The following is a 24,438-nucleotide window of genomic DNA, read 5'->3' as shown; positions in this document are numbered from 1 at the left end:
ATACAGGATCAGCTCCTGCACAGACCTTGGAGGCAAAATGTTAAAAAACGGTATACACAACTGGAAAACTATGTTAGAATAATCTGATAGGTATGGACAATCCTGTCATAAAACCAAAAGAGGTAACATAGCAGATGAAATACAAAAACTGCTGGGTACTGCTTCTTCTTATGCTGGCCGGAGTGGTTCTCGGAGGCTTTGTCGGAGATCTGGCAGGGGGTATTTCCTGGCTGTCCTGGCTGAACGCTGGACAATCCTTTGGATTTGATACCCCTCTGGTAATCAATTTCGGCATTCTGGTAATTACCTTTGGCATCAATATAAAAATTACCATGGCTGGCATTATAGGAGTGGCGGCAGCCCTCATTACGTATCGGTTAATATGAACGCCTGCGTTCATGAGCAGGTAGCAAAGCGGATTGCCAATAGCCGCTTTCCCCTACATATGTCCTTTTTAACGTGCCTGGAGAGTAACGGTCAGGAGGCATATGAAACGAATAACGATGAAAGACATCCCTACGGATGAACGGCCCTATGAAAAGTGTTTAAAAGAAGGGCCGGAAGGCTTAAGCGATGCGGAGCTTTTATCTATTATCATCCGCACAGGTTCTAAGGAGTACAACTCCCTGGCGCTGGCACAGAAGATACTGGCCTTAAATTATCCCAAAGAGGGTATTTTAGGGCTTTTGCATCTTTCAATGCCGGAGCTTATGTCAGTCAAGGGAATCGGAGCCGTTAAGGGTGCCCAGCTTTTATGCGTGGGAGAGCTTTCAAGACGCATCTGGAAGAGGACAGCCCTTTCCCAGGGAACAAACTTTTGCAGGCCCCTTGATATTGTAAATTACTTTGTGGAAGACATGCGTCATAAGGAACAGGAGCTGGTTTATATTGCGCTCCTGAATACAAAAGGATCCCTTATAAGGGATATCATGATCTCTCAGGGAACGGTGAATGCATCCGCTGTTTCTCCCAGGGAGATTTTCATTGAGGCTATGAAGTATCATGCAGTAAGCCTGGTACTGGTCCATAACCATCCAAGCGGGGATCCGTCTCCCAGCAGGGAAGACCTAAGCTTCACCCGCAGGGTAAAGGAAGCAGGGGACCTGGTTGGCATCCGGCTGTTGGACCACATTATCATAGGAGATAATTCCTATATCAGTTTGAAGGAACGGGGAATCTTATAGATGGAATCAAAGCGCAGCAAATATGTTCTTATTGCTTTAACAGTATTTTGTGTCCTGTTGATCGGGCTTACCTCCATTCATGATGAATGGCTGACACCTCTTCGTACCGGAGTGGGGTATTTTCTGATCCCCGTACAATCAGGCGTCAATGCGGCAGGGTCGGCCATTTATGATGAAATTATGGATTATACAAAGCTTCATGATGCTTTGAATGAAAATAAGGAAATGAAGGAGATCATTACGCAGCTGACAGAGGAGAATACCAGGCTTCAGGCGGAGGAATTTGAATTAATACGGCTTCGCCAGCTTTACAGCCTGGATCAGGAATATGGCCAATATCCAAAGGTGGGAGCCAGAGTCATTGCCAATGACTCAAGCAACTGGTTTCAGGTATTCCGTATCGACAAGGGTTCAAAGGATGGCATTGCCCCGGACATGAATGTGGTGGCCGGAGGCGGCCTGGTTGGCATTGTCACCGATGTGGGTGCTAATTATGCAACCGTCCGTTCCATTATTGATGATTCCAGCCGTGTCAGCGGCATGGCCATGCAGTCCGGAAACAGCTGTATCGTTGCCGGTGACTTAACCCTGTTTAAGGAAGGAAGACTCCGGATCACCAATGTATTAAAGGAAAGCGATCTAAAGGATGGCGATAAGATCGTGACCTCCAACATCAGTTCCGTATTTCTTCCCGGCATACTGATCGGGTATGCATCTGAAATCACCAATGATACCAACAACGTTACTAAATCAGGTTATCTGATTCCTGCCGCAAAGTTTGACAGTCTGCAGGAGGTTCTAGTCATCACAGAACTGAAATCAGACATGATGAAGGAAGAAGACTCCTCCAAGGGGGAAACCTCTGTTCCAGAAACAGCTTCTTCTGAGGCAGACACAGCAGAAAGCGCTTCCCGGTAGGAGAGGTATCCTGGGGGGCATCCCTTTATGTCCAAAAACATGGACAAGATTAAGGAAACACCCTGGGGCATCCCTTTATGTCCAAAAAACATGGACAAGATTAAGGAAAGGAATAGCATGAGACGGATTCTTTTTAACGTGCTGATGATTATATTGGCATTTACCATTCAAAACTGTATATTTCCGTTGCTGCCATTTTTATCGGCATCTCCCAACCTGCTTTTGATCCTCACCTTTTCTTTTGGCTTTATGCATGGAAAAGAAGCTGGGATGTATTACGGGCTTTTGGCCGGACTGCTCATGGATTTATTTTACAGCGGACCTTTTGGCTTTTACACCCTGATTTTCATTTATGTGGGATATATCAATGGAATCTGCACGAAATACTATTATGAAGATTATATTACACTGCCCCTGATCCTAAGCGTACTCAATGAATTGGCTTACAACCTCTATATTTATGTTTTCCGGTTCCTGATCCGCCAGAAACTCAGGGTTGGTTATTATTTTATCAATCTGATGCTTCCGGAAATCATATTTACCGTTGTAACTACCCTGCTTCTTTACCGGGTATTCCTGATTTTGAACCGGCATTTGGAAGAGATAGGAAAAAGAGGTGATTCAGCAATTGTTTAGTGATTTATTAGACATCATAAAGGATTATTTTAAAAAAGCGGTATCTTCCCGGCTTTTTATACTTGGAACCATCTGCTTTTTCATGTACGCAGGTTTGATAAATAAACTATTCAGCATGCAGATTGTCAATGGTGAAGAGGCTCTTAATGAATATTTGCAGCTTACGGAGCAAACCATTACAACGGCCGGAACAAGAGGTAATGTCTATGACCGGAACGGCAAAGTCCTGGCTTATAACAAACTGGCCTATTCCGTAACCGTACAAGATACGGGAGTTTATAAAAACTCCTCCGCAAGAAACAGCATGTACTTAAGACTGGTGCAGATCTTAGAAAGGCACGGGGAAACCATACAAGGAAAATTTGAGGTCGCCATTGATTCCAACGGCGATATGGTTTATACATCTTCCTCTGAGTCCTCCAGAAAGCGTTTTCTCAGGGACTATTACGGCCTGAAAAAGGTGGAAGACCTAGATGATGCAAAGGGCTCCTTTCCCTCCAATTTAAGTGCCAGAGAGCTGTTTGACCGGGCTTGTAAGGACAACGGCCTGTCAGATATGAAGGATCCGGATGGAAATGCCATTAATCTGACAGACCAGGAGGCCCTGGACATCATCAACATAAAATATGCTCTTCGCCTCATGTCTTACCGCAAATATGAAGCGACTACAGTGGCCAGCCAGGTTTCTGATGAAACCGTAGCGGATATTCTGGAGCACATCGGGGAGATGCAGGGAGTGAATGTGGAGGAAACCACCATCCGGGCATACAATGACAGCATTCCCTTTGCACCTGTCATCGGCTATACCGGTAAGGTCCCTGAGGATCAGCTGGAGGGCCTGCAGAAAAAGAAAGATGATTATGATATTAATGACATCGTAGGACGTACAGGAATCGAATATACCATGGAGCATGAGCTTCAGGGCACAAAAGGGAAAAAGACTATTTACAAGGACAGTGTAGGAAGAATCCGTGAAACAAAGGATGAAACCGATGCATCCGCCGGGAACGACGTATATCTGACCCTGGATGCCGATCTTCAGAAAGGCATTTACCATCTGATCGAACAGTCCTTAGCCGGAGTTCTAATTAAGACCATAGTGAACGGGGATTACCGTGCGGGCACCACCACTGACGGTTCCAATATGAAGATCCCCGTTAAGGATGCCTATTATCAGCTGATCAACAACAATGTTCTTTCCCTGAAGGAAATGGAAGAGGAGGATGCCTCTGAAACTGAAAAAAACATATACCGTAAATATATGTCTTCCCAGCAGCAGATTTTCAACAATTTAAACAATGAGCTGATGAGCACTCATGCCACGGCTATGAAAGATCTTTCAGAAGACATGAAAGCCTATATGTTTTATATTTACACCTATCTTTCCGGTCCTACCGTGGGAATCATCAAGGAAGACGCCATTGATACCTCCAGCGGAGAATATCAGGCCTGGAAAACAGATGAAATCAGCTTAAGAGACTATTTATATTATGGAATTGCCAATGGCTGGGTGGACACCACCAAGCTGGAAACCGGTGCTAAATATTCCAGTGCGGACGACACATTTAAAGCCCTTATCGGGTATGTGCTGGACAATTTAAAGGAGGACCGGAATTTTACCAAAAAAATATACCGTTATCTGATCAATGACGAGGTTATCACGGGTCAGGAACTATGCCTTGCTTTATACGACCAGGGCGTACTGCAGGACAATGGACAGGATGCCGCAGAGCTGAGGGCTACAGGTGATGCCTACGCTTTCCTGATCAAAAAGCTGTCCACCCTGGAAATCACACCTGCCCAGTTGGCTTTAACTCCCTGTAATGCAGGTGTGGTGGTTACAAACGATAAAACCGGAGAGGTGCTCGCCCTTGTTTCTTACCCTGGATATGACAACAACCGGATTGGTGACGGCAGCTATTTCAGCCAGCTTCAGGCGGATTTGTCCCTTCCTTTGTACAACAATGCCACCCAGACAAGAAAGGCGCCTGGTTCTACGTTTAAGCCTATCACTGCGGTTGCCGCTCTGGAAGAACATGCTGTTACAACGGACGAAACCATTAACTGTACCGGTATTTACACGGATGTGGAACCGCCCATTAAATGCTGGATCTATTCCGGTCAGCATGGACCCTTAAACATTGTAGGGGGAATTGAAAATTCCTGTAACTTTTTCTTTGCCGATCTTGGTCACCGTTTATCAACAGATGCCAGCGGAGTATATTCTCCTGACTTAGGACTTGATGTCTTAAGGAAGTATGCTGCCATGTTCGGTCTGGATCATAAATCCGGAGTGGAGATTGCAGAGCTGGATCCCCAGATTTCCAAAGAAGCACCGGAGCGTTCTGCCATGGGACAGGGAAGCCACGCTTATACCAACGTCCAGCTTTCCAGATATGTTTCAGCCATTGCAAACCGGGGAACCGTGTTTGAACTAAGTTTATTGGACAAGACAACGGATTCTGAAGGCAATCTGATACAAGATTATACCCCTAAGATTTCTTCTCATATTGACGCGGCGGCTTCAACGTGGGATACTGTACAACAAGGAATGAGAGAAGTGATTACCAATGGTTCAAGTAAAAGGCTGTTTTCAGATCTTGAAGTGGAAATTGCCGGTAAGACCGGTACCGCCCAGGAGGCCCGCAACAAACCCAACCACGCATTCTTTATTTCTTATGCGCCATATGACAATCCGGAAATCTGTGTTACCGTGAATATTCCGTATGGCTATTCATCATCCAACGCCGCCAATATTGCGAAGAATGTCTATAAGTATTATTATGGCTACACGGACTTAGAATCCATTATAAATGCCGGCGCCCTGGATGCAGCGAAGGTCAACATTCGCGATTAACTAGGATAAGAGGTGATATGATGCATAATACCGTAGTAATTAAAAGCAACAGAGCAGGTATGACTGTCATCCTGGACCCAGACATCCCCTTTCCTCAGCTTCTTTCTGATATCGGGAAAAAATTCGGGGATCATGCGAAATTCTGGGGATCCGTACAAATGACTCTGACCCTGGAGGGACGGGAACTGACTTCCGAAGAAGAATTTGAAATCATCAACCAGATCACGGAAAATTCCAATGTGGAAATCATATGCCTGGTTGATACAGATGTAAACCGCATGGAGCGATGCGAAAAAGCACTGAACGAGAAACTTATGGAGTTGTCCTGCCAGACAGGACAGTTCTTTAAAGGCAATTTGCAAAGCGGAGAGACTTTGGAATCCGAAGCCAGCATTGTGATCATCGGTGATGTATGCAGGGGAGCAAAGGTTTTGGCCAAGGGCAATGTTATTGTCCTTGGAAAGCTTTCCGGTACCGTCTGCGCAGGTGTGGCAGGCAACAGGGGAGCGCTTATCACGGCTTTGGATATGGCTCCCATTCAACTGCGGATTGCAGACTGTACCTCAGGCCTTGACGGAAGAGGCAAGCGCCTGGGCCGGGGTCCTATGAAGGCTTTTATGGAAAATAACAAAGTCATAATCAAACCAATGAAAAAAAGTGTGGAAATATTCCAAAAATTAAGGTAGAATATAAAAAGGTGGTTTGATCGGCCTTTGGCTTATCGAACGGATAATTTACTTTATTCAGGAGGTATTTCGACTGACATTGTCGAGTAAATTATACCTAAAAATCAGGAGGATATGATATGAGCGAAATCATCGTAATCACTTCTGGAAAAGGCGGGGTAGGCAAAACGACAACCTCTGCTAATGTTGGTACCGGACTTGCAATTCTGGGTAAAAAAGTAGTCTTGATTGATACGGATATCGGACTTCGGAACCTGGATGTTGTTATGGGTCTGGAAAACCGCATTGTCTACAACTTAGTAGACGTGGTAGAAGGTAACTGCCGTATGAAGCAGGCCCTGATAAAAGACAAAAGATACCCCAACTTATTTTTGCTTCCCTCGGCCCAAACCAGGGACAAGACAGCAGTCACCCCAGGACAGATGGTGAAGCTGGTGGAGGATTTAAGAGAAGACTTTGATTATATCCTGCTGGATTGTCCGGCAGGCATTGAACAGGGCTTTCAAAACGCCATTGCAGGCGCTGACAGAGCCATTGTTGTTACCACTCCGGAGGTTTCCGCCATCCGGGATGCAGACCGGATCATCGGGCTTTTAGAGGCCGCTGACATGGGAACCATCGAACTCATCGTAAACCGGATCCGGGCGGATATGGTGAAAAGAGGAGACATGATGTCTCTTGATGACGTCATGGACATTCTTGCCGTTGATATTATCGGTGCCGTGCCGGATGACGAGGATATCGTCATTTCCTCAAACCAGGGAGAACCCCTTGTTGGTATGGGAACTCCGGCCGGACAGGCCTATATGGATATCTGCAGGCGGATTACCGGGGAAAACGTGCCTCTTCATAATCCGGCCGTTCGTGAAGGCCTGTTTTTTAAACTCTCCCATCTCTTAAAGAGAGCATAGGAGGGTGTGATATGAGCCTGTTTCCTGTATTCGGTAAGAAGAATTCAGGAGAAATTGCAAGAAATCGTCTGAAACTTTTGCTGGTTGCGGACAAGGCAGACTGTTCTCCTGAGATCATGCAGATGATAAAAGACGATATGGTCCGTGTCGTTTCAAGATACATGGATATAGATTCCGACAGAATAGAGATACAGATGAAAAAACTGAAACAGCCGGATTGCGAACGATTTATACCGGTGCTTTATGCTAACATACCCATTCGCGATGTGCCTGATAAGGGGATATACTGATTATGTTTTTTGACTACAATTTTAAATATTTTAATTACCGGTTAGTTTTGTACATGCTGTCACTGTCTGTTATTGGGATTCTTGTGGTGGCAAGCGCCTCCAACCAGGATTCCGGCACTGTGACAAAACAGATGATCGGCGTAATGGTGGGATTTGCCCTGGCTATCGGGCTTTCCATCATAGACTATCATAAACTTATTAAGCTATATGCTCTGGATTACGCAGCCTGCATAATTTTGCTGGGTGCCGTACTTGTCATGGGACATACAGCCGGAGGGGCCACCAGGTGGATCAACCTTCCAGGTATTGGACGGATACAGCCGTCCGAATTTGTGAAAATCGGATTAATCGTGTTCTTTTCCTGGTATTGGAACAAATACCAGGAAAGGATGAACACGCCGATTATGATCGGCTTGGCCGCCTTGCTTGCGGCCATTCCCATTGGTCTGATTTTAGCGGAACCAAATCTGTCTACCAGCCTTGTGGTTATCATTATTATCCTGTGCATGGTGTTTTCCGCAGGAATCAGTTATCGATGGATAGGCGGCGTCCTTGCTGTGGCAATACCGGCAGGAGCGCTTTTCATATTTTTGCTGACAAAAGGGATGATCCCTTTTATTCATGATTATCAGGCACGGCGTATCCTTGCATGGATTTATCCTCATGCAGAGCAATATGCAGAAAATCTGTACCAGCAAAAAAATTCAATTATGGCAATCAGTTCCGGACAGCTACAAGGAAAGGGACTTTTTAATACAACCATTGCATCGGTGAAAGATGGAAATTTCTTATCAGCCGGGGAAACCGACTTTATTTTTGCCATCATCGGCGAAGAGATGGGATTTCGAGGCAGCGTTATCGTCATTGTTCTTATAGGTTTGGTTGTATTTGAATGTCTTTATTTGGCATCCAAATCCAAGGATATGTCAGGAAAACTGATTTGTACCGGCATGGCAGCTCTGATCGGCTTCCAGGCCTTTGCCAATATCGCCGTGGCAACACAGATATTTCCCAATACAGGCCTTCCTCTCCCCTTTATCAGTTCGGGAGTCAGTTCGCTCATCAGTATCTTTATGGGTATGGGGCTGGTTCTGAATGTTGGTCTGCAGCGCAAAATCGGTAATTAATAAGGAGGTATATCGTCATGAATATAGGATTAGTTGCACATGATTCAAAGAAAAAACTTATGCAGAATTTCTGCATTGCTTACAGGGGAATTTTAAGTAAACACATGTTATATGCGACAGGAACTACCGGACGCTTGATTGAAGAAGTCACAAACTTAAATGTTCACAAGTATCTTGCCGGGCATCTGGGAGGAGAACAGCAGTTGGGATCCCAGATCGAACACAATGAGATCGATTTGGTTATCTTTTTAAGGGATCCCCTTACTCCCAAGTCTCACGAACCGGATATTGTAAATATTATGAGCACCTGTGATATGCACAACATTCCTCTTGCGACCAATCTTGCTACCGCAGAGCTACTGATTAAGTCTCTGGACCGCGGCGACTTGGAATGGCGCGAGATGTATAAATAACAGAGGTAGATTCCGTGAAGAAAAGAGTTTTTATCAAATCAGGCTGTATTGCATTATGTGCCGTATTTCTTACAGGCTGCGCCGGTTTCAAGGGCCTAGATAATCCTTATGTGTTTTCGGAAAGGACAGCCCTTTACCAGTCCAGTGCAGTATCAGGCAAGTCGGAACCCTTTGCTCATGATCTCTGTATCGTGTCAGAGGATACTTCCAGCAAGGATGGTGCAGTCACTGCTGAAGCTGCCGCTGTCTTTGACCTGACAGATAAAAAAGTCCTGTTTGCAAAGAATCCTTTTGAGCGGCTTTATCCTGCCAGCATCACTAAAACCATGACGGCTCTTATTGCCTTGAAATACGGAAACCTAACCGATGAGGTTACGGTAACCGGAGATGCCGTCATTACAGAAGCCGGTGCCAGTTTATGCGGAATAAAGCCAGGAGACAAGCTTACCATGGAACAGCTTCTATATGGTCTCATGCTTCCCTCCGGTAATGATGCCGGAGCTGCCATAGCAACCCATATAGCCGGAGGAATCGACCAGTTTTCCCAGATGATGAACGAGGAGGCTGGTAAGATCGGTGCAACAGGCACTCATTTCCTCAATCCCCACGGATTGAATGATGAAAATCACTACACCACGGCATATGACCTGTATCTGATTTTTAACGAGGCTTTGAAATATCCTGAATTTCGCAAGATCATAGCCACAACGGAGTACACCACCACCTATCAGGATGGAGCGGGAAGCCCGGTCAATGCAACCTGGAAAGGTACCAACTGGTACATGACAGGTGAACGCCAGATGCCGGAGGGTCTTACTGTTCTGGGCGGAAAAACAGGCACAACAAAGGCAGCCGGAAGCTGTCTGATCATGGGAAGCTCGGATTCCTCTCAGCGGGAGTATGTTACCGTAGTTTTAAAAGCACCTAACCATGCAGGCCTCTACGATAATATGACAAATATATTGAATAAAATTGTGGAATAGTCATTGCCTTTCTTATGGATTTGTACTATAATTATATTAATCCGAATAGACTTTTTATACAAATTATATAACGCAAGGAGGAGATTGCTATGGTGCAGATAATAGCAGGAAAAAAGGGTAAGGGAAAAACAAAACATCTGTTAGACAGAGCTAATTCCATTGTAAAAGAATCAACAGGTTCCATTGCCTACCTGGACAAAAGTTCCAAGCACATGTACGAATTAAGCAACAAGATCCGCCTCATTAACGTCAATGAGTATCCGATTACATCCAGCGAAGGATTTATAGGTTTTATCTGTGGTATCATATCTCAGGATCATGATTTGGAAATGATGTTTTTTGACAGCTTTTTAAAGCTGGCTTGCCTGGAAGGGGAAGACATATCTGAGACCATTGCAACTTTGGAAAAAATCGGTGAAAAGTATCACGTAACCTTTGTTCTCAGCGTATCCTTGGATGCGGAGAATATGCCTGAGAATGCTAAGGCCAATGTGGTTGTTTCATTATAATTATACATTAAGAAAAGGGGACTGAACGGTCAGTCCCCTTTGTTTTGCTTGAATTTTTTTGGTTTTCCTTTTATAATACTAGAAAGGAATGCCCGGAAAGCTTGGGCAGAAATAGAGATACATCCTTCGGTTATCATTATGCCTCTAAAATATGGGCATTTTGAAGGAAAGGAGGCGTCAGGATGGCAAAGCAAAAGGCACCACAGCCATTAAAGCGGGCAGCCCGCCCCAAGAAGAATAAAAAGATCATCCGTTACCGGCGGCCTCTGAATATTAATGTTGGCATGATCATCTTTGCGCTGATCTTTGTTTATATGGTGTTCAGTGTTACCGCTTATTTCCGCAGGGATAAGGTTCAGTTCTACGAGGTGCAGGAAGGCGGCATCGTCAATAACAAGAATTACACGGGAATTATCCTCCGGCAGGAAGAAGTAAAGAATGCAGACCGGTCCGGTTATGTTAATTACTATGTCAGAGAGGGAAAGCGTGCATCTAACGGCACCCGGGTCTATTCCATTGATGAGACGGGCAATCTCACATCATTTCTTGCTGAAAATTCAGAGGAAAAAGTTACTCTGACCCCGGAAAATCTTGCTGAACTGAAAAAACAACTGACTGCGTTCAGTCTCACCTATGACACGGACCAGTTCCGTTCTGTCTATGATACCAAATATGCTCTGGAAGCCGAGGTCATGGAATATATGAATTTTAATGCCCTGGATAACCTTGGGGACCAGATGGACAAGGCAGGCATTAATTTTGAACAGGTAAAAGCAGATAAGGCTGGTATTGTATCCTATGGAGTGGATTCCTATGAAGGGCTTCAGCCGGCTACCGTTTCAGAAACCGTATTTGACCGCAGCAAATATGTTAAGACCATTACAAAATCAGGAAAGCTGATAGAAAAGGGCGCTCCCGTTTATAAAGTCATCACTTCTGATTTATGGTCTGTAGTGTTTCCCATGACAGAAGAAGACAGCAAATCCTATGGTGACAAGACAAGCCTTACCGTAGAATTTTCCGGTCGGAATCTAAGAGCCGCAGGAAGCTTTTCCGTGTTTACCGGAACTGACGGAAAACCTTTTGGAAAATTGGATTTTGATAAATACATGGTTCAGTTTGCTTCTGACCGATATGTTGATTTTGAAATCGTTTCGGACCGGGTTGACGGATTAAAGATCCCTGTAACAGCGGTTACTAAAAAGGATTTTTTCCTGGTTCCCATGGACTATGTCACCCAGGGCGGAGACAGCCAGTCCACCGGTTTTAACAAGGAAATTTATTCCCAATCCGGAACCTCCGTTGTCTTTGTACCCACAGAGATCTACTATTCCGAAGGAGACAATTACTATATAGAAATGGGAGAGGAAGATGGCTTTAAGGCAGGAGATTATATTGTAAAGCCCAATTCCACGGAGCGGTATCAAATCGGGACAAGCGCTTCCCTTCAGGGTGTATATAACATAAACAAAGGATACGCTGTCTTTAAGCAGATTGATGTGCTGGCTTCCAATGATGAATATTACACAGTGAAAAAGAACATGACCTATGGACTGGCAGTTTACGATCATATCGTTTTAAATGCAGAATCTGTCAGCGAAGGGGAATTAATCTATAAATAAGAGGTGATTGGTTTGGTTAAGGAAAACCTGGAAGAAGTGAAGAGCCGGATGTCAGCTGCCTGTAAAAGAGCGGGAAGAAATCCGGAAGAAGTAACCCTGATTGCAGTAAGCAAGACAAAGCCCTCTGCCATGATATCAGAGGCATACTCTGCCGGCGTACGGGATTTTGGTGAAAATAAAGTACAGGAGCTGTGTGAAAAGCATTTAGCCCTGCCAGAAGATATCCGGTGGCATATGATCGGACATCTGCAGCGAAATAAAGTAAAGCAGGTTATTGACAAAGCGGTGCTGATCCACAGTGTGGATTCCGTCAGGCTGGCGGTGCAGATCGAAGAGGAAGCTGCCAGAAAAAGCCTGGTTGCGGATATTCTTTTGGAAGTGAATGTAGCAGAGGAGGATAGTAAATATGGGTTTAAGCTGGAGGGCACAGAAAGCGCTATCCGTGAAATCGCCAGTCTTCCCCATGTTCGGATAAAAGGTCTTATGACTATTGCACCTTTTGTAGAAAATTCTGAGGAAAATCGTCCAGTTTTTAAAAAATTAAGGCAATTTTATGTTGACATGCAAAGCAAAAACATTGATAATGTTAATATGAATATGCTCTCAATGGGTATGACCGGAGACTATGAAGTTGCTATAGAAGAAGGTGCTACCCTGGTAAGAGTCGGTACCGGAATTTTTGGTACAAGATATTATATGAACACTTAATAAATGCAAGCGATGCGGAGCAGATCCTGCTTTATATGATCGGGCATGAATTTAGTGAGAATATATGCCCGGACACCTGGGAAGGCTTATTCCGGCTTAGGGATCATGGCATAAGAATGGAGAGAATGAAGTATGAGCATTTTAGGCAAACTGATGGATAGCATGCGCTTAAATGATACAGATGATGACGATTACTATTTAGATGATGATTACGAGGATGAAGGCGATAAACCTGCGAAAAGGACTCTTTTTTCAAAGAAGAATGAAGAAGACTTCTATGAGGATGAAGAGGAATATGAGCAAAAACCCCGTTTTCTGTCCCGTTCTCCAAAGGTTGTACCTATGAAGCAGACCCGCAGCATGGAGGTATCTATGGTAAAACCTACCTCCATCGAAGATGCAAAGGAAATTTGCGATTATATGCTGGCCGGAAAGGCTGTTGTTCTTAATATGGAGGGAATTCATACGGAAGTCGCCCAGAGAATCATCGACTTTACCTCAGGAGCCACTTACTCTATGAATGGTAATTTGCAGAAGATATCAAATTACATATTCATAGCAACACCGGAATCCGTGGAGCTTTCCGGTGATTTCCAGGACCTGTTGAATAACGGAAGCCTTGATATGGGTGGAATGAATTTACGCCTGTAACAGATCTTTTATAAACTATTTTCATACGTTTCTTTGAATGGTACAAGCAGACGATTTTCCACATTTCACGCTTCCTCAAATCGTTGCAGCATTGCAATGTTAGGAGCGTTTAGGAAGATTGTTTGCTTTCTTCCATGATATAGGAATATCAATCATACGCAGGAGGAAAATATCATGGGAAATCGAATTCCGGTACACATGAACGGTACCTTAATTTATGAGATTGTCATGGAGGCTGGATTTGGCCGGCTAAAGGAAGAATTAAAAAAGCTGAACTTAGAAGAGCGCAAGATCTGTATTGTCACGGATTCCAATGTAGCTTCCCTTTACCTTGAGGAAGTTGAATCCATCGTCTCTTCCTGCTGCAGAAAAGCAGAACATTTTATCTTTCCGGCAGGCGAAGAAAATAAAAATCTGGATACAGTCAAAAACTTATATGAGGCTCTTATTTTAAAGCAGTTTGACCGTCAAGATTATCTGCTGGCTCTTGGCGGAGGCGTTGTGGGTGATCTGTGCGGCTATGGGGCCGCCACTTATCTTCGGGGAATATCCTTTATCCAGGTGCCTACCACTTTGCTGTCCCAGGTAGACTCCAGCATCGGGGGAAAAACAGGTGTTGATTTTGACTCCTACAAAAATATGGTAGGAGCCTTTCATATGCCCAAACTGGTTTATACCAATATCGCATCCTTAAAGACCCTGTCAGAAGAACAGTTCTCGTCAGGAATGGGAGAAATTATCAAGCATGGGTTGATCAAAGACGAGCCTTATTACCGATGGCTGATGGAACACGCAACTGAAATCCAGAACAGGGATTTCACTGTTTTAAGCCAGTTGGTGCTTGTAAGCAACCAAATCAAACGTGAAGTAGTAGAAAAGGATCCAACGGAACAAGGGGAAAGGGCTCTTTTAAATCTGGGACATACCTTGGGCCATGCCATTGAAAAGCTTTCAGACTTCCGGTTGATGCACGGTCACTGCGTAGGGCTTGGCTGTATCGCTGCCATGGCAATATCCATCAATAGAGGGATGATCCAGCCGGAAGAGCTTTCAAGGCTTTTATCGGTAATGGAAGCGTTTGGAATGCCTGTTACGGTGAGCGGACTTTCCCCGGAAAATATCGTCCTCACTACAAGGAGTGATAAAAAAATGGATTCCGGTACCGTCCGTTTTATTCTGCTGGAGCAGATCGGAAAAGCCTGTGTTAACAAGACCGTTACCGAAGCTGAAATGACAGAAGGGCTTCGCCATATCTTAGCTTAAGGAGTAATTCATGAATCAAAAAATAAAACTGATCATTGGTATGATCATCGGCTTCATTCTTTCCATTGGATTGGATCAATGGACAAAACTTCTTGCGGTAAAGCATCTTATGAACCGGGCACCCTTTGTAATCTGGGACGGAGTATTTGAACTTCTTTATTCAGAAAACCGGGGAGCAGCGTTTGGAATGCTTCAGGGAAAACAGGTGTTTTTTCTGCTGGTGGCCTTGGCAGTGCTTTCCGGAGCTGCTTTTGCCGTTAGCCGCATGCCTGCAGACAAAAAATATCTGCCCCTGCATCTGATTGCCATGTTTCTGTCGGCAGGTGCTGTGGGAAACATGATCGACCGATTTACCAGAGGTTATGTTGTGGACTTTCTATATTTTAAGCTGATCAATTTTCCGATTTTTAATATTGCCGATTGTTATGTTACGGTTTCCATGTCTCTTTTTATGCTTCTTTTTCTTATTTATTACAAGGAGGAGGACTTATCCTGTCTATCTTTTCCTAAAAAGGAGGGGAAGGATTGAAGCAAGAATATGTAGTGGCTCCGGAAGAGGCCGGAGTCAGGATCGACCGGTATTTATCCGACCGGTGCCAGGACATTTCCCGTTCTTATCTTCAGAAGCTTTTAAAGGAGCAGTCCGTACTGGTGGAAGAAAAACCGGTAAAAAGCAATTATAAAGTAAATGCAGGAGACAGGATCTCCGTGTTTTTTCCTGAAAGTAAGGAACCAGAAATCCAACCGGAGGATATCCCCCTTAATATCATCTATGAGGACAAGGATATCATTCTCATTAACAAGCCAAAAGGGATGGTGGTCCATCCTGCTGCAGGTCATTACAGCGGAACCCTGGTCAATGGGCTCATGTCCCATTGCCGCAGTGAGCTGTCTGGAATAAATGGAGTTATGCGCCCTGGAATCGTCCATCGGATTGATATGGATACAACCGGGGTTCTTATTGTGTGTAAAAATGATATGGCCCACAGTTCCATTTCTGAGCAGCTGAAGGAGCATTCCATTACCAGGAAATACGCCGCCATTGTACACGGGGTTCTAAAGGAGGATGAGGGTACCGTCAATGCCCCCATTGGACGCCATCCTGTAGACCGTAAAAAGATGAGCATCAACGAAAAAAATGGAAGAGAAGCAGTGACACATTACCGTGTCCTGGAGCGGTTTAAGCAGTTTACCTATATCGAATGCCAGCTTGAAACGGGACGGACGCATCAGATCCGCGTTCACATGGCAAGCATTGGACATCCCCTTTTAGGTGATTCCGTCTATGGCCCGTCAAAATGCCCGTTCCGCCTAACAGGACAGACCCTTCATGCCGGAATTCTGGGAATCATACATCCCAGGACAGGAGAATACATGGAATTCACAGCACCACTTCCAGATTATTTTGAAGATTTATTAAGAATATTACGGACAACTTAGAAAACGAACGAAAAGATTTTTTCTTAAAAAACTGTTAAATTAAATTTTAATTATAGATTTTTCAGAATTTTCGATGTATAATATAAATATAAGATAACTGGAAGGAGCTGTCTATATGAGTGGAAATTTAGTTATTGCGATTGGGAGACAATGCGGAAGTTCTGGAAAAATCATCGGACAGAAATTGGCAGAGGAACTGGGGATTAAGTGCTATGATAAGGAACTTCTGGCACTTGCAGCCAAAAAGAGCGGGTTATGTGAAGAATTATTCCAGACCCACGATGAAAAGCCAACCAACAGTTTTCTGTATTCCCTGGTAATGGATACCTATTCCATGGGATTTACTACCTCTGGTTACATGGATATGCCCATAAACCATAAGATTTTTTTAGCACAGTTTGATACCATCAAACAGCTTGCGGACGAAGAGTCCTGTGTCATCGTAGGAAGATGTGCTGATTATGCCTTGGCGGATTACCCAAACCTTGTGTCCGTATTTATTACAGCCGAAGAGGATGATAAGATCAAGTCCTTGAAAGAACTTTATCATGTAGATGATACCAAAGCAAAGGATATTATGGTCAAAACAGATAAAAAACGATCCAGCTATTATAATTATTATTCCAATAAGAAATGGGGAGATGTAAGAAGCTACGATCTTTGCATTAACCGGAGCTCCATAGGTGTGGATGGGACCGTAAAACTGATCCGCAATTTTGTAGATGCAAAGATGGAGTGGAATAAAGGGAACCAGTAATGGATAAAAAGAAGCGGACATTTCAGCCATATGAGGGAATGTCCGTTTTTTATTTGTAAATTTGTATTTCCTGTACAGAAAATTTTAGTGCAGTAAAATATATTGTTGACATTGCACAAACTCTGTGATATTGTTTGAATATACAAAATAATGTAAATTGATAAAAGAGAGTGATCCCATGAACAACAACTGTATGGAAGCCGGAAAACTATATCAGAAAATAGGTGTGGTAAAAAATCTTTTGGCACTGGATCTGATGTCCAGGAACCCTGGGGACCGGGTTCTGCCTATCTCAGAATACCAGGATAAATTTGGGGTGTCCAGGGGGACCATTCAAAACGCATTTGCCTGTTTAAAGGAGTGCAATGCCATAACTTTGGAAAATCATGGGCATCAGGGAACCTGCATCAAAGAGATCGATTATAAAAAGCTTCAGGAAAACTGCATGCGAAGAGAAATTCTTGGAATTATGCCCCTTCCTTATTCTGTGACCTATGAGGGCTTCGCTACGGCTATGTACCTTCAGTTCGCACCCCTTAACTTTAACATGGCTTACGCAAGAGGTGCCGTGGGGCGTATTGAGCTGGTGGAATCAGGGACCTATCATTTTGCAGTCTGCTCCCAGTATGCTGCGGAACAATCCATAAAAGAAGGAAAGCAGATTGAAGCAGCCATAAATTTTGGACCCGGCAGCTTCCTTTCCAGGCATGTGCTTCTCATGTCAGATTCCAGATATGACAGCATTCAGGATGGTATGAGGATCGCATATGACAGCAGCTCCATTGACCAAAGCTGCATTACAAGAAATATTATACACGGCAAAAAAGTCACCCTGGTCCCCATCCGGGCCCAACAGACGGTCAACGCCTTGATGGATGGCATCATCGATGCCGGTGTATGGAACTATGATGATATCCAGGAGCACAAGCACGAATCATTGAATGTGGTATTTTTAGATAATTTTGAATATAACAATCTATTTTCGACAGCGGTTATGGTTATCAGAAAAGAAGAGGAGTATTTAAAAAGCCTGCTGAAAAAGTATATCAGTGTACCAAAGGTTGTAGAAATCATCAATGAGGTAAGAGAGAAAAAAAGAGAGCCCTATTTTTAAAGGGAAATCTTTTGAAGTAAAGTACAAAATAATGTATATTCAATCAAGGAGGAAATCCAATGGATTTAAAAGAAATTCTAAACCAACGTCTGGATATTTTGGAGGAAAACCATGTCATTTGCAAAAGAGTGGCTGATTTTTCAAGAATTGCAGTGGAGCGGATTCTGGAGGAAAAGCCTGAAACGGTGGAGGATAAGGCTGCAATGTTCATCACCCATCTTGCGATGGCAGGACAGAGGGTTTTAGATGGTGTGGAGGAACACCCTTTGGATGACACTCTGCTTCTTGGTATTAAAAAGGAACCGGTTTACCAAAGAGCTGTTGAATTAAAAGATGAGCTGTTAAAGGAAACGGATATTCCGTTCCCGGAAACGGAGGGGGATTTCCTGATCGTTCATCTATGCAATCTGCTCTTATAAAAAGGTATCAGGACCAAATGGTCTTTATGAAGTTATGATACAAGGATAAAAAGGAGGATAGCAGCAATGAAGATTGTGGTTGGTGGTCAGATTGACAAGGAAGAAATTGCCAGGCTGGCAGCCCTGCAGATGCATGACAGGGCAGAGATTGAGATCAAGGGGGATTTAGACGCAGCTCTGGGGGTAAAAAACGGGAAGTATGATTATTATGTGGGGGCCTGCAATACCGGAGGCGGCGGTGCACTGGCTATGGCGATGGCCATGCTGGGTTCCGGGCTCTGTTCTACGATTTCCATGCCTGGAATGATTAAGAGCGCAGATTTTATCAGAGAAGAGGTTCAAAAGGGCAAAAAGGCCTTTGGGTTTACAGCGCAGCACAAAGAAGAGGTCCTTCCGGTTCTGCTGCAGGCAATTATGGAAAAAGAGGGGGTTTAACAGGTATGAAATATATAGTTATCGCATTGATCGGAGCATTGGCTTCCGTTTTGTCTAATCAGGGGATTGCAGTATTTAATGACGGTTTCCGTCCCATTGTGGGGCAGTATTTTAACGGAGAGATCAGCCGGAAAGAACTGGCAGCCATGAGTTTTGCCATCAGCTTTGGCCTGGTCATTGGTTTTGGTATCCCCACATCCATCGCAGCAAGCATTATTTTGATCCATTGTCTGCTGCTGACTACCGATATCATCGGATCCTTCTGTAATAACAGCAGGAACGGGATGATACTTTCCGCAGCCATCGGTGCCGCCTATGGTTTGGCCATTCTGGCGGGCCTGGAGTTTGTAGTGAAATTGTTCAGTTACATGCCATATAACTTTACCAGTGACTTAGGAAGTGTTTCCGGCTATGTTACGGTTGCTTTCGCTGTGTTCCCGGCAGTGGGCATTGCGTATCAGCATGGTTTTAAAAAGGGCATGACCACAGGAATTGTAACTCTTCTGGTATATTTTCTTGTGAAAAAGTTCGGTACTTTTGCCATCGGTGCCGGTAAGGTTTCATTAAATGCAGAAGGCATGGCTATGCTTGCAGGAATGATTATGATGATTCTTTATGCCGCTCAGCAGAAAGGAACGGAACATACCAACGAGGGACTTACCCAGGGCTTTGAAGGCAATATTTTACGTATTCGTAAAAATTGGCTGCTGCTTGCCATCATGGGCGGTCTGATCGCAGCCGGAACCAGCCTTTCCATGATCGCCGGCGATCCCGCTTCGCTGGCTCTTTTGGCCAGCCGGGAATACAGCAACGCAGGCCTGACCGCACTGGCCAGAGCCATTGGTTTTATTCCTTTGGTATTTACTACAGCCATCGTTACCGGTGTATATGGGGTAGCCGGCTGTACCTTTGTGTTCGTAGTCGGACTGTTTCTCCATGGAAATCCCATCATCGCTTTTGCTCTGGGATTCGCTGTCATGATTGCTGAGATTTTTCTTATTAACATTTTTGCAAAATACATGGATAAATTCCCGGGAGTAAAGGATATGGGAGAGTATGTAAGAACCTCCATGAACAAGGTTTTGGAAATTTGTTTGCTGGCAGGAGGTATTGTAGCTGCCGAAAAAATGGCAGCTGCTTCTTCCGGATATACCGGAATCGGAGCACTGTTTGTAATCGGAGCTTTCCTGTTGAATAAGAAAGCGAAAAAACCGATTGTAGACCTGGCTGTAGGGCCAGTGGCGTGTATTATTTTCGGGGTACTGCTGAATCTGCTTCTCATCATCGGCCTTATTGCAGTTCCGGTACCTAAATAATCCGGGCAAGTTATGGAAAAAATCGAAATTTATGCAAAAAAAACATTTTTAGCACTTAAAAATCCTTATGGCACCGTAAACAAAGTAGATCCCCGGATCATTGATCTGGTTGCCCCGACCCTTGAGGAACATGGGTTTGCCTGGTATACCGGAATCAAGGATACCCCGGTCATTCCTGTAAAACTAAAGGAGCGTTTAAGAGAAAGAGGATTTTTACCTCATACCGCTGATAAAATGGCGTTGGGCGGAAGAGCGGTGGATTTGCAGCTTATCAATCCAATAACGGGAAAATGGATGACCGGTTCCAGCAGCGGTACCGCTCTCAATGTATTTTATGGAATCAATGATGCCGGAATCGGTACAGACGGGGGCGGCAGCGTACTGGCACCTGCCGCTGCCCTCCATCTTTATGGGTTCCTCTCCCCCTTAATTGAGCAGGATCATACGAAGCAGTTTTCAAGACCTTCCACAGATGGAATTCTGTTTACTCCCAGCATAGGAGCCATCACCAGAGATTTAAAAACCCTGGAACAGGTTTTAAATCCATTGCTTGAAATAAAAATGAAAGAGGAATCCCCGGAATGGGATACCGGTTGGGAGTGGAGAGAGGTTCCCAGGGAAGGCCGGCCGGATATTTATGGAAACCGGGAACCCTTGATCGATTACCTAAATAAAATCTCAGGTCCTGGAACCATCCTGATTTCAAGGGAAGGACCTGTGGATGTAAATGCCATGGGGGATAGTATTTACGGACACTTTGATAAGGAAACCGAGCGGTGCCAGGCTCAATCAGGTAAAGGACTGATGAGGGTGGTTACCATGTGCGGGAAATCCGCATTGACCATTCCTGCAAAGGAACTTGGATGCTGTACCGTTTTTATCTGCGAAAGCAAAAAAGAGGACATCAAGGCAATGTTTCAAAAAGCCAGATCAATGACCTGCCGCAGATCCCGTTTGATTGAGCGGTACTTTATGAATTATGATATGTATTTCTAGAAAAGAAAAGCTTTTAATATACAGGCATACCAAATGATTCGTTCGGAGGCAAGATATGAAAAAAGGTTATACCATGATGCATGAACACATTACCATCGATTTATCGGGGGTCAAAAAGGACCCGGATTGCAGACTGGACTGCTTCGAGGAAACAAAAGAGGAGCTTTGTACTTTGTATCAGCTGGGGGTAAGGCGCATTCTGGATGTGACCAACATGGGGATGGGAAGGAATCCGGACTACGTAAGCCGAATGGAAAAAGCTACCGGAATCCAAATACTTCCGGCCACCGGTTTTTATAAAGAGCCGTTTCTTCCTGATTTTGTGTATTCCATGTCTGTCATGGAGCTGGCAAAACTGGTGGAGAAGGAGATGACGGAAGGAATCGAAGCTTCCGGCATCAAGGCAAAGGTTATCGGAGAGTTTGGAACCAGCAAGGGTTTCATGACAACTATGGAAAAAAAGGTGTTTGATTCCATGGCTCTTGCAGCGGTGCAAACCGGTGCCCTTGTCACCACTCATACCACTCTGGGAACCCTGGCTCTTGAGCAGGCAGAATATTTAATAAAAGCCGGGGTAAAGCCAGAAAAGATTATCATCGGTCATATGGACCTTTCCCAGGATCCTGATTACATTCTTTCGGTTCTGAAGGAAGGGGTTAACATTGGATTTGATACGGTGGGAAAAAATAATTACTGTCCTGACCGGTTCCGCGGAAAAACATTAAAACAAATCGCAAAAGAAGGATTTCTGGGTCAGGTGGTATTATCGATGGATATTACAAGAAAATCCCATTTGAAAAAATGGGGAGGGCCGGGTTATGCCTATCTTTTTGAGACCTTTCTTCCCATGCTTCGGGAATATGGACTATCGGAGGAACAAATTGATATGCTGCTGATTGATAACCCGGACCGGATACTGAACTAAGGAGGAATGGAAGATGGAGACTTATCCCTTATCCAGCATCTCCGTGGAGGAGGCTGCCAGGCTGCAATTTAAAGTGATTGATTGTATCACAAAAAAATTCAGCGGCCGTGAAATTTTAAACAGGGGAGATTTAGGAGTTGTTCCAGGGCTTAACAAGCCAACAACTACAAAAAAAGCAGAGCAGGTGATTGGAGATTTATTTGACGGAGAGTCCTGTATTCTGGTACGAGGGGCCGGCAGCGGTGCCATACGTTTGGGACTTCACAGCATGTTACGGCCTGGGGAAAAGATCCTGGTGCACAAGGCACCCGTTTACACCACCACTGCTTCATCTCTGGAAATGCTGAACATTCCTGCAATAGAGGCTGATTACAATGATCCGGGGGATATATGCCGGGTGATGAAAGAAAACAATGATATAAAGGGAGCGCTCATCCAATACACCAGACAAAAACCTGATGACCGCTACGACCTGGCCCAGGTGATAAGAGTTATTAAGGAGTGCAGCGAAATCCCCATATTGACCGATGACAACTATGCTGCCATGAAAGTAAGCAGGATCGGTATCCAGTGCGGCGCTGATCTTTCCTGCTTTTCCTCATTTAAGCTGTTAGGCCCGGAAGGCGTCGGTGTGATTGTGGGAAAGTCACGCTATATTGATAAGCTTGTGAAAGAAAGTTATTCCGGGGGAATGCAGGTTCAGGGCCATGAAGCCCTGGATGTACTCCATGGCCTGGTCTATGCGCCGGTGGCTCTGGCCATCCAGGCCCAGGTCAATGAAGAATGTGTCAAGCGGCTGAATGCGGGTGAGATCCCTCAAGTAAAGCAGGCATTTCTGGCCAATGCCCAATCAAAGGTACTTTTGGTGGAGTTTCATGAGAATATTGCAGAAAAGGTACTGATTGAAGCCGAAAAGCTGGGGGCGGCTCCAAATCCGGTTGGTGCAGAATCTAAATATGAGCTGGTTCCCATGTTTTACCGGATATCCGGTACCTTCCGGAGTGCGGATCCGGCACTGGAAAGCCGAATGATCCGTATCAATCCCATGCGTTCCGGGGCGGATACCATATTACGCATTATAAAAGACGCAATAGAAAGAGTGATATAAATGTTTTTAGAGCAGACCTTAAAACGAAACCCGGAACTGATCAAAGCCTCCTTTGACCTTCATCAAAGCGGTCAGATCCAACCAGATTCTTATGTGATCGACGTGGATACTTTCCTGGAAAATGCACTTTTTATGTTAAACGAAGCAAAGAAAAAAGAGATCCGGCTGTTTTTTATGCTGAAGCAGGCAGGAAGAAATCCGTATCTGGCAGGGAAGCTGGTGGACTTAGGCTATGAAGGAGCCGTTGTGGTGGATTATAAGGAAGCCAAAGTGATGATGGATCACCGGATTCCAATCGCAAACGCCGGACATCTGGTACAGATTCCAGCCGCCCAGATAGAGGCAATGGTGGCATACCGTCCCCGGATGATCACCGTATACTCGGAAGAGAAGATCAGCCAGATCCATGAAGCGGCAAAAAAACTTGGTTTATTGCAGGAGATTGTTCTTCGTGTTTATAGTGATCAGGATACGGTCTATTCCGGACAGACAGCGGGGTTCCATCTGGACGCAATCAAGGATCTGTCAGATCGGATCAAAACGCAGTATCCCTGTGTAAGGATTGTGGGTGTCACTTCTTTCCCCTGTTTCTTATATGATGAAGGTTCCCATGATCTGGTCCCGACCGGAAATATGGAGACTGTGAAACAGGCTGCGGAGATATTAAAGAAGCAGGGATTTCTTTTATCCATTATTAATACACCTTCAGCTTCCTGCACCTACACCTTGAACAAGATCAGGGAGCTGGGCGGAAACTGCGCTGAGCCTGGCCATGGTCTGACCGGAACCACTCCCCTGCACGCAGACCAAATGCTGGCAGAAGTCCCCTGTGTTACTTATGTAAGTGAAATATCCCACAATTTCAAGGGGCAGGCTTATTGTTTCGGCGGCGGCTACTACAGGCGTTCCCATGTAAAATCTGCCCTGGTTGGAACCAGCTTTGACAATTATACAAAAATGGGTGTTATTCCGCCTACCAGTGAAAGCATTGATTACCATTTCGGCCTGACAAAAGAAGGGGCGGTAGGAGATACTGTGGTCATGGCCTTTCGTTACCAGATGTTTGTTACCCGGTCGGATGTCGTATTGGTGGAAGGTTTGAAAAAGAAAAAGCCGCAGATTGTAGGGATATATGACAGCATGGGGAAAAAGATGGAATCATAGTGCTTG

General features: G+C 44.7%; 27 protein-coding genes. All 27 read left to right on the top strand.

Annotated elements, in window-relative coordinates:
* The first annotated feature begins 134 nt into the window (after positions 1-134).
* The 27 genes from CLOSA_RS10340 to CLOSA_RS10210 all read left to right on the top strand — a co-directional run bounded on the left by CLOSA_RS10340 (position 135) and on the right by CLOSA_RS10210 (position 24,432).
* Positions 135-386: a DUF4321 domain-containing protein gene (locus CLOSA_RS10340; protein ID WP_013272714.1), complete on the top strand. Its 252-nt coding sequence runs from the start codon at positions 135-137 to the stop codon at positions 384-386.
* Between the two features lie 102 nt (positions 387-488).
* Complete coding sequence (gene radC / locus CLOSA_RS10335) at positions 489-1,184, top strand: RadC family protein (protein WP_013272712.1); 696 nt, start codon at positions 489-491, stop codon at positions 1,182-1,184.
* Entirely contained in the window at positions 1,185-2,102 is a 918-nt protein-coding gene (gene mreC / locus CLOSA_RS10330) for a rod shape-determining protein MreC (RefSeq protein WP_013272711.1), read from the top strand.
* 117 nt (positions 2,103-2,219) lie between these two features.
* On the top strand, positions 2,220-2,738 hold the full coding sequence (mreD, locus tag CLOSA_RS10325; RefSeq protein WP_041709096.1) for a rod shape-determining protein MreD: 519 nt from the start codon (positions 2,220-2,222) through the stop codon (positions 2,736-2,738).
* The gene (locus CLOSA_RS10320) at positions 2,731-5,595 is read left to right on the top strand and encodes a penicillin-binding transpeptidase domain-containing protein (protein ID WP_041708606.1); all 2,865 of its coding nucleotides are present in this window, start codon (positions 2,731-2,733) and stop codon (positions 5,593-5,595) included. Before mreD ends, CLOSA_RS10320 begins: the two co-directional genes overlap by 8 nt.
* Positions 5,596-5,615: 20 nt before the next feature.
* On the top strand, positions 5,616-6,281 hold the full coding sequence (locus CLOSA_RS10315) for a septum site-determining protein MinC (RefSeq protein WP_013272708.1): 666 nt from the start codon (positions 5,616-5,618) through the stop codon (positions 6,279-6,281).
* 119 nt (positions 6,282-6,400) lie between these two features.
* The gene (gene minD, locus CLOSA_RS10310; protein WP_013272707.1) at positions 6,401-7,192 is read left to right on the top strand and encodes a septum site-determining protein MinD; all 792 of its coding nucleotides are present in this window, start codon (positions 6,401-6,403) and stop codon (positions 7,190-7,192) included.
* 11 nt (positions 7,193-7,203) lie between these two features.
* Positions 7,204-7,482, top strand: coding sequence for a cell division topological specificity factor MinE (minE, locus tag CLOSA_RS10305; RefSeq protein WP_013272706.1), 279 nt, complete (start codon positions 7,204-7,206; stop codon positions 7,480-7,482).
* A 2-nt stretch (positions 7,483-7,484) separates the two neighbouring features.
* Positions 7,485-8,609: an FtsW/RodA/SpoVE family cell cycle protein gene (locus CLOSA_RS10300; RefSeq protein WP_013272705.1), complete on the top strand. Its 1,125-nt coding sequence runs from the start codon at positions 7,485-7,487 to the stop codon at positions 8,607-8,609.
* 17 nt (positions 8,610-8,626) lie between these two features.
* A complete protein-coding gene (gene mgsA / locus CLOSA_RS10295) occupies positions 8,627-9,022 on the top strand; it encodes a methylglyoxal synthase (RefSeq protein ID WP_013272704.1) in 396 nt (131 codons plus the stop codon).
* 14 nt (positions 9,023-9,036) lie between these two features.
* Positions 9,037-10,005: a D-alanyl-D-alanine carboxypeptidase family protein gene (locus CLOSA_RS10290; protein WP_013272703.1), complete on the top strand. Its 969-nt coding sequence runs from the start codon at positions 9,037-9,039 to the stop codon at positions 10,003-10,005.
* An 89-nt stretch (positions 10,006-10,094) separates the two neighbouring features.
* Positions 10,095-10,514, top strand: coding sequence for a hypothetical protein (locus CLOSA_RS10285; RefSeq protein WP_013272702.1), 420 nt, complete (start codon positions 10,095-10,097; stop codon positions 10,512-10,514).
* A 182-nt stretch (positions 10,515-10,696) separates the two neighbouring features.
* Entirely contained in the window at positions 10,697-12,136 is a 1,440-nt protein-coding gene (locus CLOSA_RS10280; RefSeq protein ID WP_013272701.1) for an HlyD family efflux transporter periplasmic adaptor subunit, read from the top strand.
* A gap of 12 nt (positions 12,137-12,148) precedes the next feature.
* Positions 12,149-12,844, top strand: coding sequence for a YggS family pyridoxal phosphate-dependent enzyme (locus tag CLOSA_RS10275; RefSeq protein WP_013272700.1), 696 nt, complete (start codon positions 12,149-12,151; stop codon positions 12,842-12,844).
* A gap of 132 nt (positions 12,845-12,976) precedes the next feature.
* Positions 12,977-13,495: a cell division protein SepF gene (locus tag CLOSA_RS10270; RefSeq protein WP_013272699.1), complete on the top strand. Its 519-nt coding sequence runs from the start codon at positions 12,977-12,979 to the stop codon at positions 13,493-13,495.
* A 174-nt stretch (positions 13,496-13,669) separates the two neighbouring features.
* Positions 13,670-14,758, top strand: coding sequence for a 3-dehydroquinate synthase (gene aroB / locus CLOSA_RS10265; protein WP_013272698.1), 1,089 nt, complete (start codon positions 13,670-13,672; stop codon positions 14,756-14,758).
* Positions 14,759-14,768: 10 nt separating this feature from the next.
* Complete coding sequence (gene lspA / locus CLOSA_RS10260; RefSeq protein WP_013272697.1) at positions 14,769-15,287, top strand: signal peptidase II; 519 nt, start codon at positions 14,769-14,771, stop codon at positions 15,285-15,287.
* Positions 15,284-16,198 (top strand): RluA family pseudouridine synthase, encoded by a 915-nt coding sequence (locus CLOSA_RS10255; RefSeq protein WP_013272696.1) that lies wholly within the window; start codon positions 15,284-15,286, stop codon positions 16,196-16,198. The genes lspA and CLOSA_RS10255 overlap by 4 nt, the downstream gene beginning before the upstream one ends.
* Before the next feature lie 115 nt (positions 16,199-16,313).
* Positions 16,314-16,955, top strand: coding sequence for a cytidylate kinase-like family protein (locus CLOSA_RS10250; RefSeq protein ID WP_013272695.1), 642 nt, complete (start codon positions 16,314-16,316; stop codon positions 16,953-16,955).
* A gap of 178 nt (positions 16,956-17,133) precedes the next feature.
* The gene (gene yhfZ, locus CLOSA_RS10245; protein ID WP_013272694.1) at positions 17,134-18,069 is read left to right on the top strand and encodes a GntR family transcriptional regulator YhfZ; all 936 of its coding nucleotides are present in this window, start codon (positions 17,134-17,136) and stop codon (positions 18,067-18,069) included.
* Positions 18,070-18,128: 59 nt separating this feature from the next.
* The gene (locus CLOSA_RS10240; RefSeq protein WP_013272693.1) at positions 18,129-18,488 is read left to right on the top strand and encodes a PRD domain-containing protein; all 360 of its coding nucleotides are present in this window, start codon (positions 18,129-18,131) and stop codon (positions 18,486-18,488) included.
* A 66-nt stretch (positions 18,489-18,554) separates the two neighbouring features.
* On the top strand, positions 18,555-18,923 hold the full coding sequence (locus tag CLOSA_RS10235) for a DUF2620 domain-containing protein (RefSeq protein WP_013272692.1): 369 nt from the start codon (positions 18,555-18,557) through the stop codon (positions 18,921-18,923).
* A 5-nt stretch (positions 18,924-18,928) separates the two neighbouring features.
* Positions 18,929-20,239 carry a YhfT family protein gene (locus CLOSA_RS10230; RefSeq protein ID WP_013272691.1) on the top strand — a complete coding sequence of 437 codons (1,311 nt, stop codon included), beginning with the start codon at positions 18,929-18,931 and terminating at the stop codon, positions 20,237-20,239.
* 12 nt (positions 20,240-20,251) lie between these two features.
* A complete protein-coding gene (locus tag CLOSA_RS21735) occupies positions 20,252-21,235 on the top strand; it encodes an amidase family protein (RefSeq protein ID WP_013272690.1) in 984 nt (327 codons plus the stop codon).
* Positions 21,236-21,290: 55 nt separating this feature from the next.
* The gene (locus CLOSA_RS10220; RefSeq protein ID WP_013272689.1) at positions 21,291-22,160 is read left to right on the top strand and encodes a phosphotriesterase family protein; all 870 of its coding nucleotides are present in this window, start codon (positions 21,291-21,293) and stop codon (positions 22,158-22,160) included.
* Between the two features lie 13 nt (positions 22,161-22,173).
* The gene (locus CLOSA_RS10215) at positions 22,174-23,268 is read left to right on the top strand and encodes an aminotransferase class V-fold PLP-dependent enzyme (RefSeq protein ID WP_013272688.1); all 1,095 of its coding nucleotides are present in this window, start codon (positions 22,174-22,176) and stop codon (positions 23,266-23,268) included.
* The gene (locus CLOSA_RS10210; RefSeq protein ID WP_013272687.1) at positions 23,269-24,432 is read left to right on the top strand and encodes an alanine racemase; all 1,164 of its coding nucleotides are present in this window, start codon (positions 23,269-23,271) and stop codon (positions 24,430-24,432) included.
* Positions 24,433-24,438 lie beyond the last annotated feature (6 nt).

The organism is [Clostridium] saccharolyticum WM1, assembly GCF_000144625.1.
In the GTDB taxonomy this organism is placed as follows: domain Bacteria; phylum Bacillota; class Clostridia; order Lachnospirales; family Lachnospiraceae; genus Lacrimispora; species Lacrimispora saccharolytica.
This window is presented reverse-complemented; position numbering and strand designations above follow the sequence as displayed.

Excerpts from the sequence above, each read along its gene's own strand:
- mreD (WP_041709096.1), top strand. The coding sequence starts at position 2,220 with ATGAGACGGATTCTTTTTAACGTGCTGATGATTATATTGGCATTTACC.
- CLOSA_RS10240 (WP_013272693.1), top strand. The coding sequence starts at position 18,129 with ATGGATTTAAAAGAAATTCTAAACCAACGTCTGGATATTTTGGAGGAA.
- CLOSA_RS10250 (WP_013272695.1), top strand. The coding sequence starts at position 16,314 with ATGAGTGGAAATTTAGTTATTGCGATTGGGAGACAATGCGGAAGTTCT.
- CLOSA_RS10340 (WP_013272714.1), top strand. The coding sequence starts at position 135 with ATGAAATACAAAAACTGCTGGGTACTGCTTCTTCTTATGCTGGCCGGA.
- minE (WP_013272706.1), top strand. The coding sequence starts at position 7,204 with ATGAGCCTGTTTCCTGTATTCGGTAAGAAGAATTCAGGAGAAATTGCA.
- CLOSA_RS10280 (WP_013272701.1), top strand. The coding sequence starts at position 10,697 with ATGGCAAAGCAAAAGGCACCACAGCCATTAAAGCGGGCAGCCCGCCCC.
- CLOSA_RS10300 (WP_013272705.1), top strand. The coding sequence starts at position 7,485 with ATGTTTTTTGACTACAATTTTAAATATTTTAATTACCGGTTAGTTTTG.
- CLOSA_RS10220 (WP_013272689.1), top strand. The coding sequence starts at position 21,291 with ATGAAAAAAGGTTATACCATGATGCATGAACACATTACCATCGATTTA.
- CLOSA_RS10315 (WP_013272708.1), top strand. The coding sequence starts at position 5,616 with ATGCATAATACCGTAGTAATTAAAAGCAACAGAGCAGGTATGACTGTC.
- mreC (WP_013272711.1), top strand. The coding sequence starts at position 1,185 with ATGGAATCAAAGCGCAGCAAATATGTTCTTATTGCTTTAACAGTATTT.
- yhfZ (WP_013272694.1), top strand. The coding sequence starts at position 17,134 with ATGAACAACAACTGTATGGAAGCCGGAAAACTATATCAGAAAATAGGT.
- aroB (WP_013272698.1), top strand. The coding sequence starts at position 13,670 with ATGGGAAATCGAATTCCGGTACACATGAACGGTACCTTAATTTATGAG.
- CLOSA_RS10285 (WP_013272702.1), top strand. The coding sequence starts at position 10,095 with ATGGTGCAGATAATAGCAGGAAAAAAGGGTAAGGGAAAAACAAAACAT.
- CLOSA_RS10230 (WP_013272691.1), top strand. The coding sequence starts at position 18,929 with ATGAAATATATAGTTATCGCATTGATCGGAGCATTGGCTTCCGTTTTG.
- CLOSA_RS10270 (WP_013272699.1), top strand. The coding sequence starts at position 12,977 with ATGAGCATTTTAGGCAAACTGATGGATAGCATGCGCTTAAATGATACA.
- CLOSA_RS10210 (WP_013272687.1), top strand. The coding sequence starts at position 23,269 with ATGTTTTTAGAGCAGACCTTAAAACGAAACCCGGAACTGATCAAAGCC.
- lspA (WP_013272697.1), top strand. The coding sequence starts at position 14,769 with ATGAATCAAAAAATAAAACTGATCATTGGTATGATCATCGGCTTCATT.
- minD (WP_013272707.1), top strand. The coding sequence starts at position 6,401 with ATGAGCGAAATCATCGTAATCACTTCTGGAAAAGGCGGGGTAGGCAAA.
- mgsA (WP_013272704.1), top strand. The coding sequence starts at position 8,627 with ATGAATATAGGATTAGTTGCACATGATTCAAAGAAAAAACTTATGCAG.
- CLOSA_RS10235 (WP_013272692.1), top strand. The coding sequence starts at position 18,555 with ATGAAGATTGTGGTTGGTGGTCAGATTGACAAGGAAGAAATTGCCAGG.
- radC (WP_013272712.1), top strand. The coding sequence starts at position 489 with ATGAAACGAATAACGATGAAAGACATCCCTACGGATGAACGGCCCTAT.
- CLOSA_RS21735 (WP_013272690.1), top strand. The coding sequence starts at position 20,252 with ATGGAAAAAATCGAAATTTATGCAAAAAAAACATTTTTAGCACTTAAA.
- CLOSA_RS10215 (WP_013272688.1), top strand. The coding sequence starts at position 22,174 with ATGGAGACTTATCCCTTATCCAGCATCTCCGTGGAGGAGGCTGCCAGG.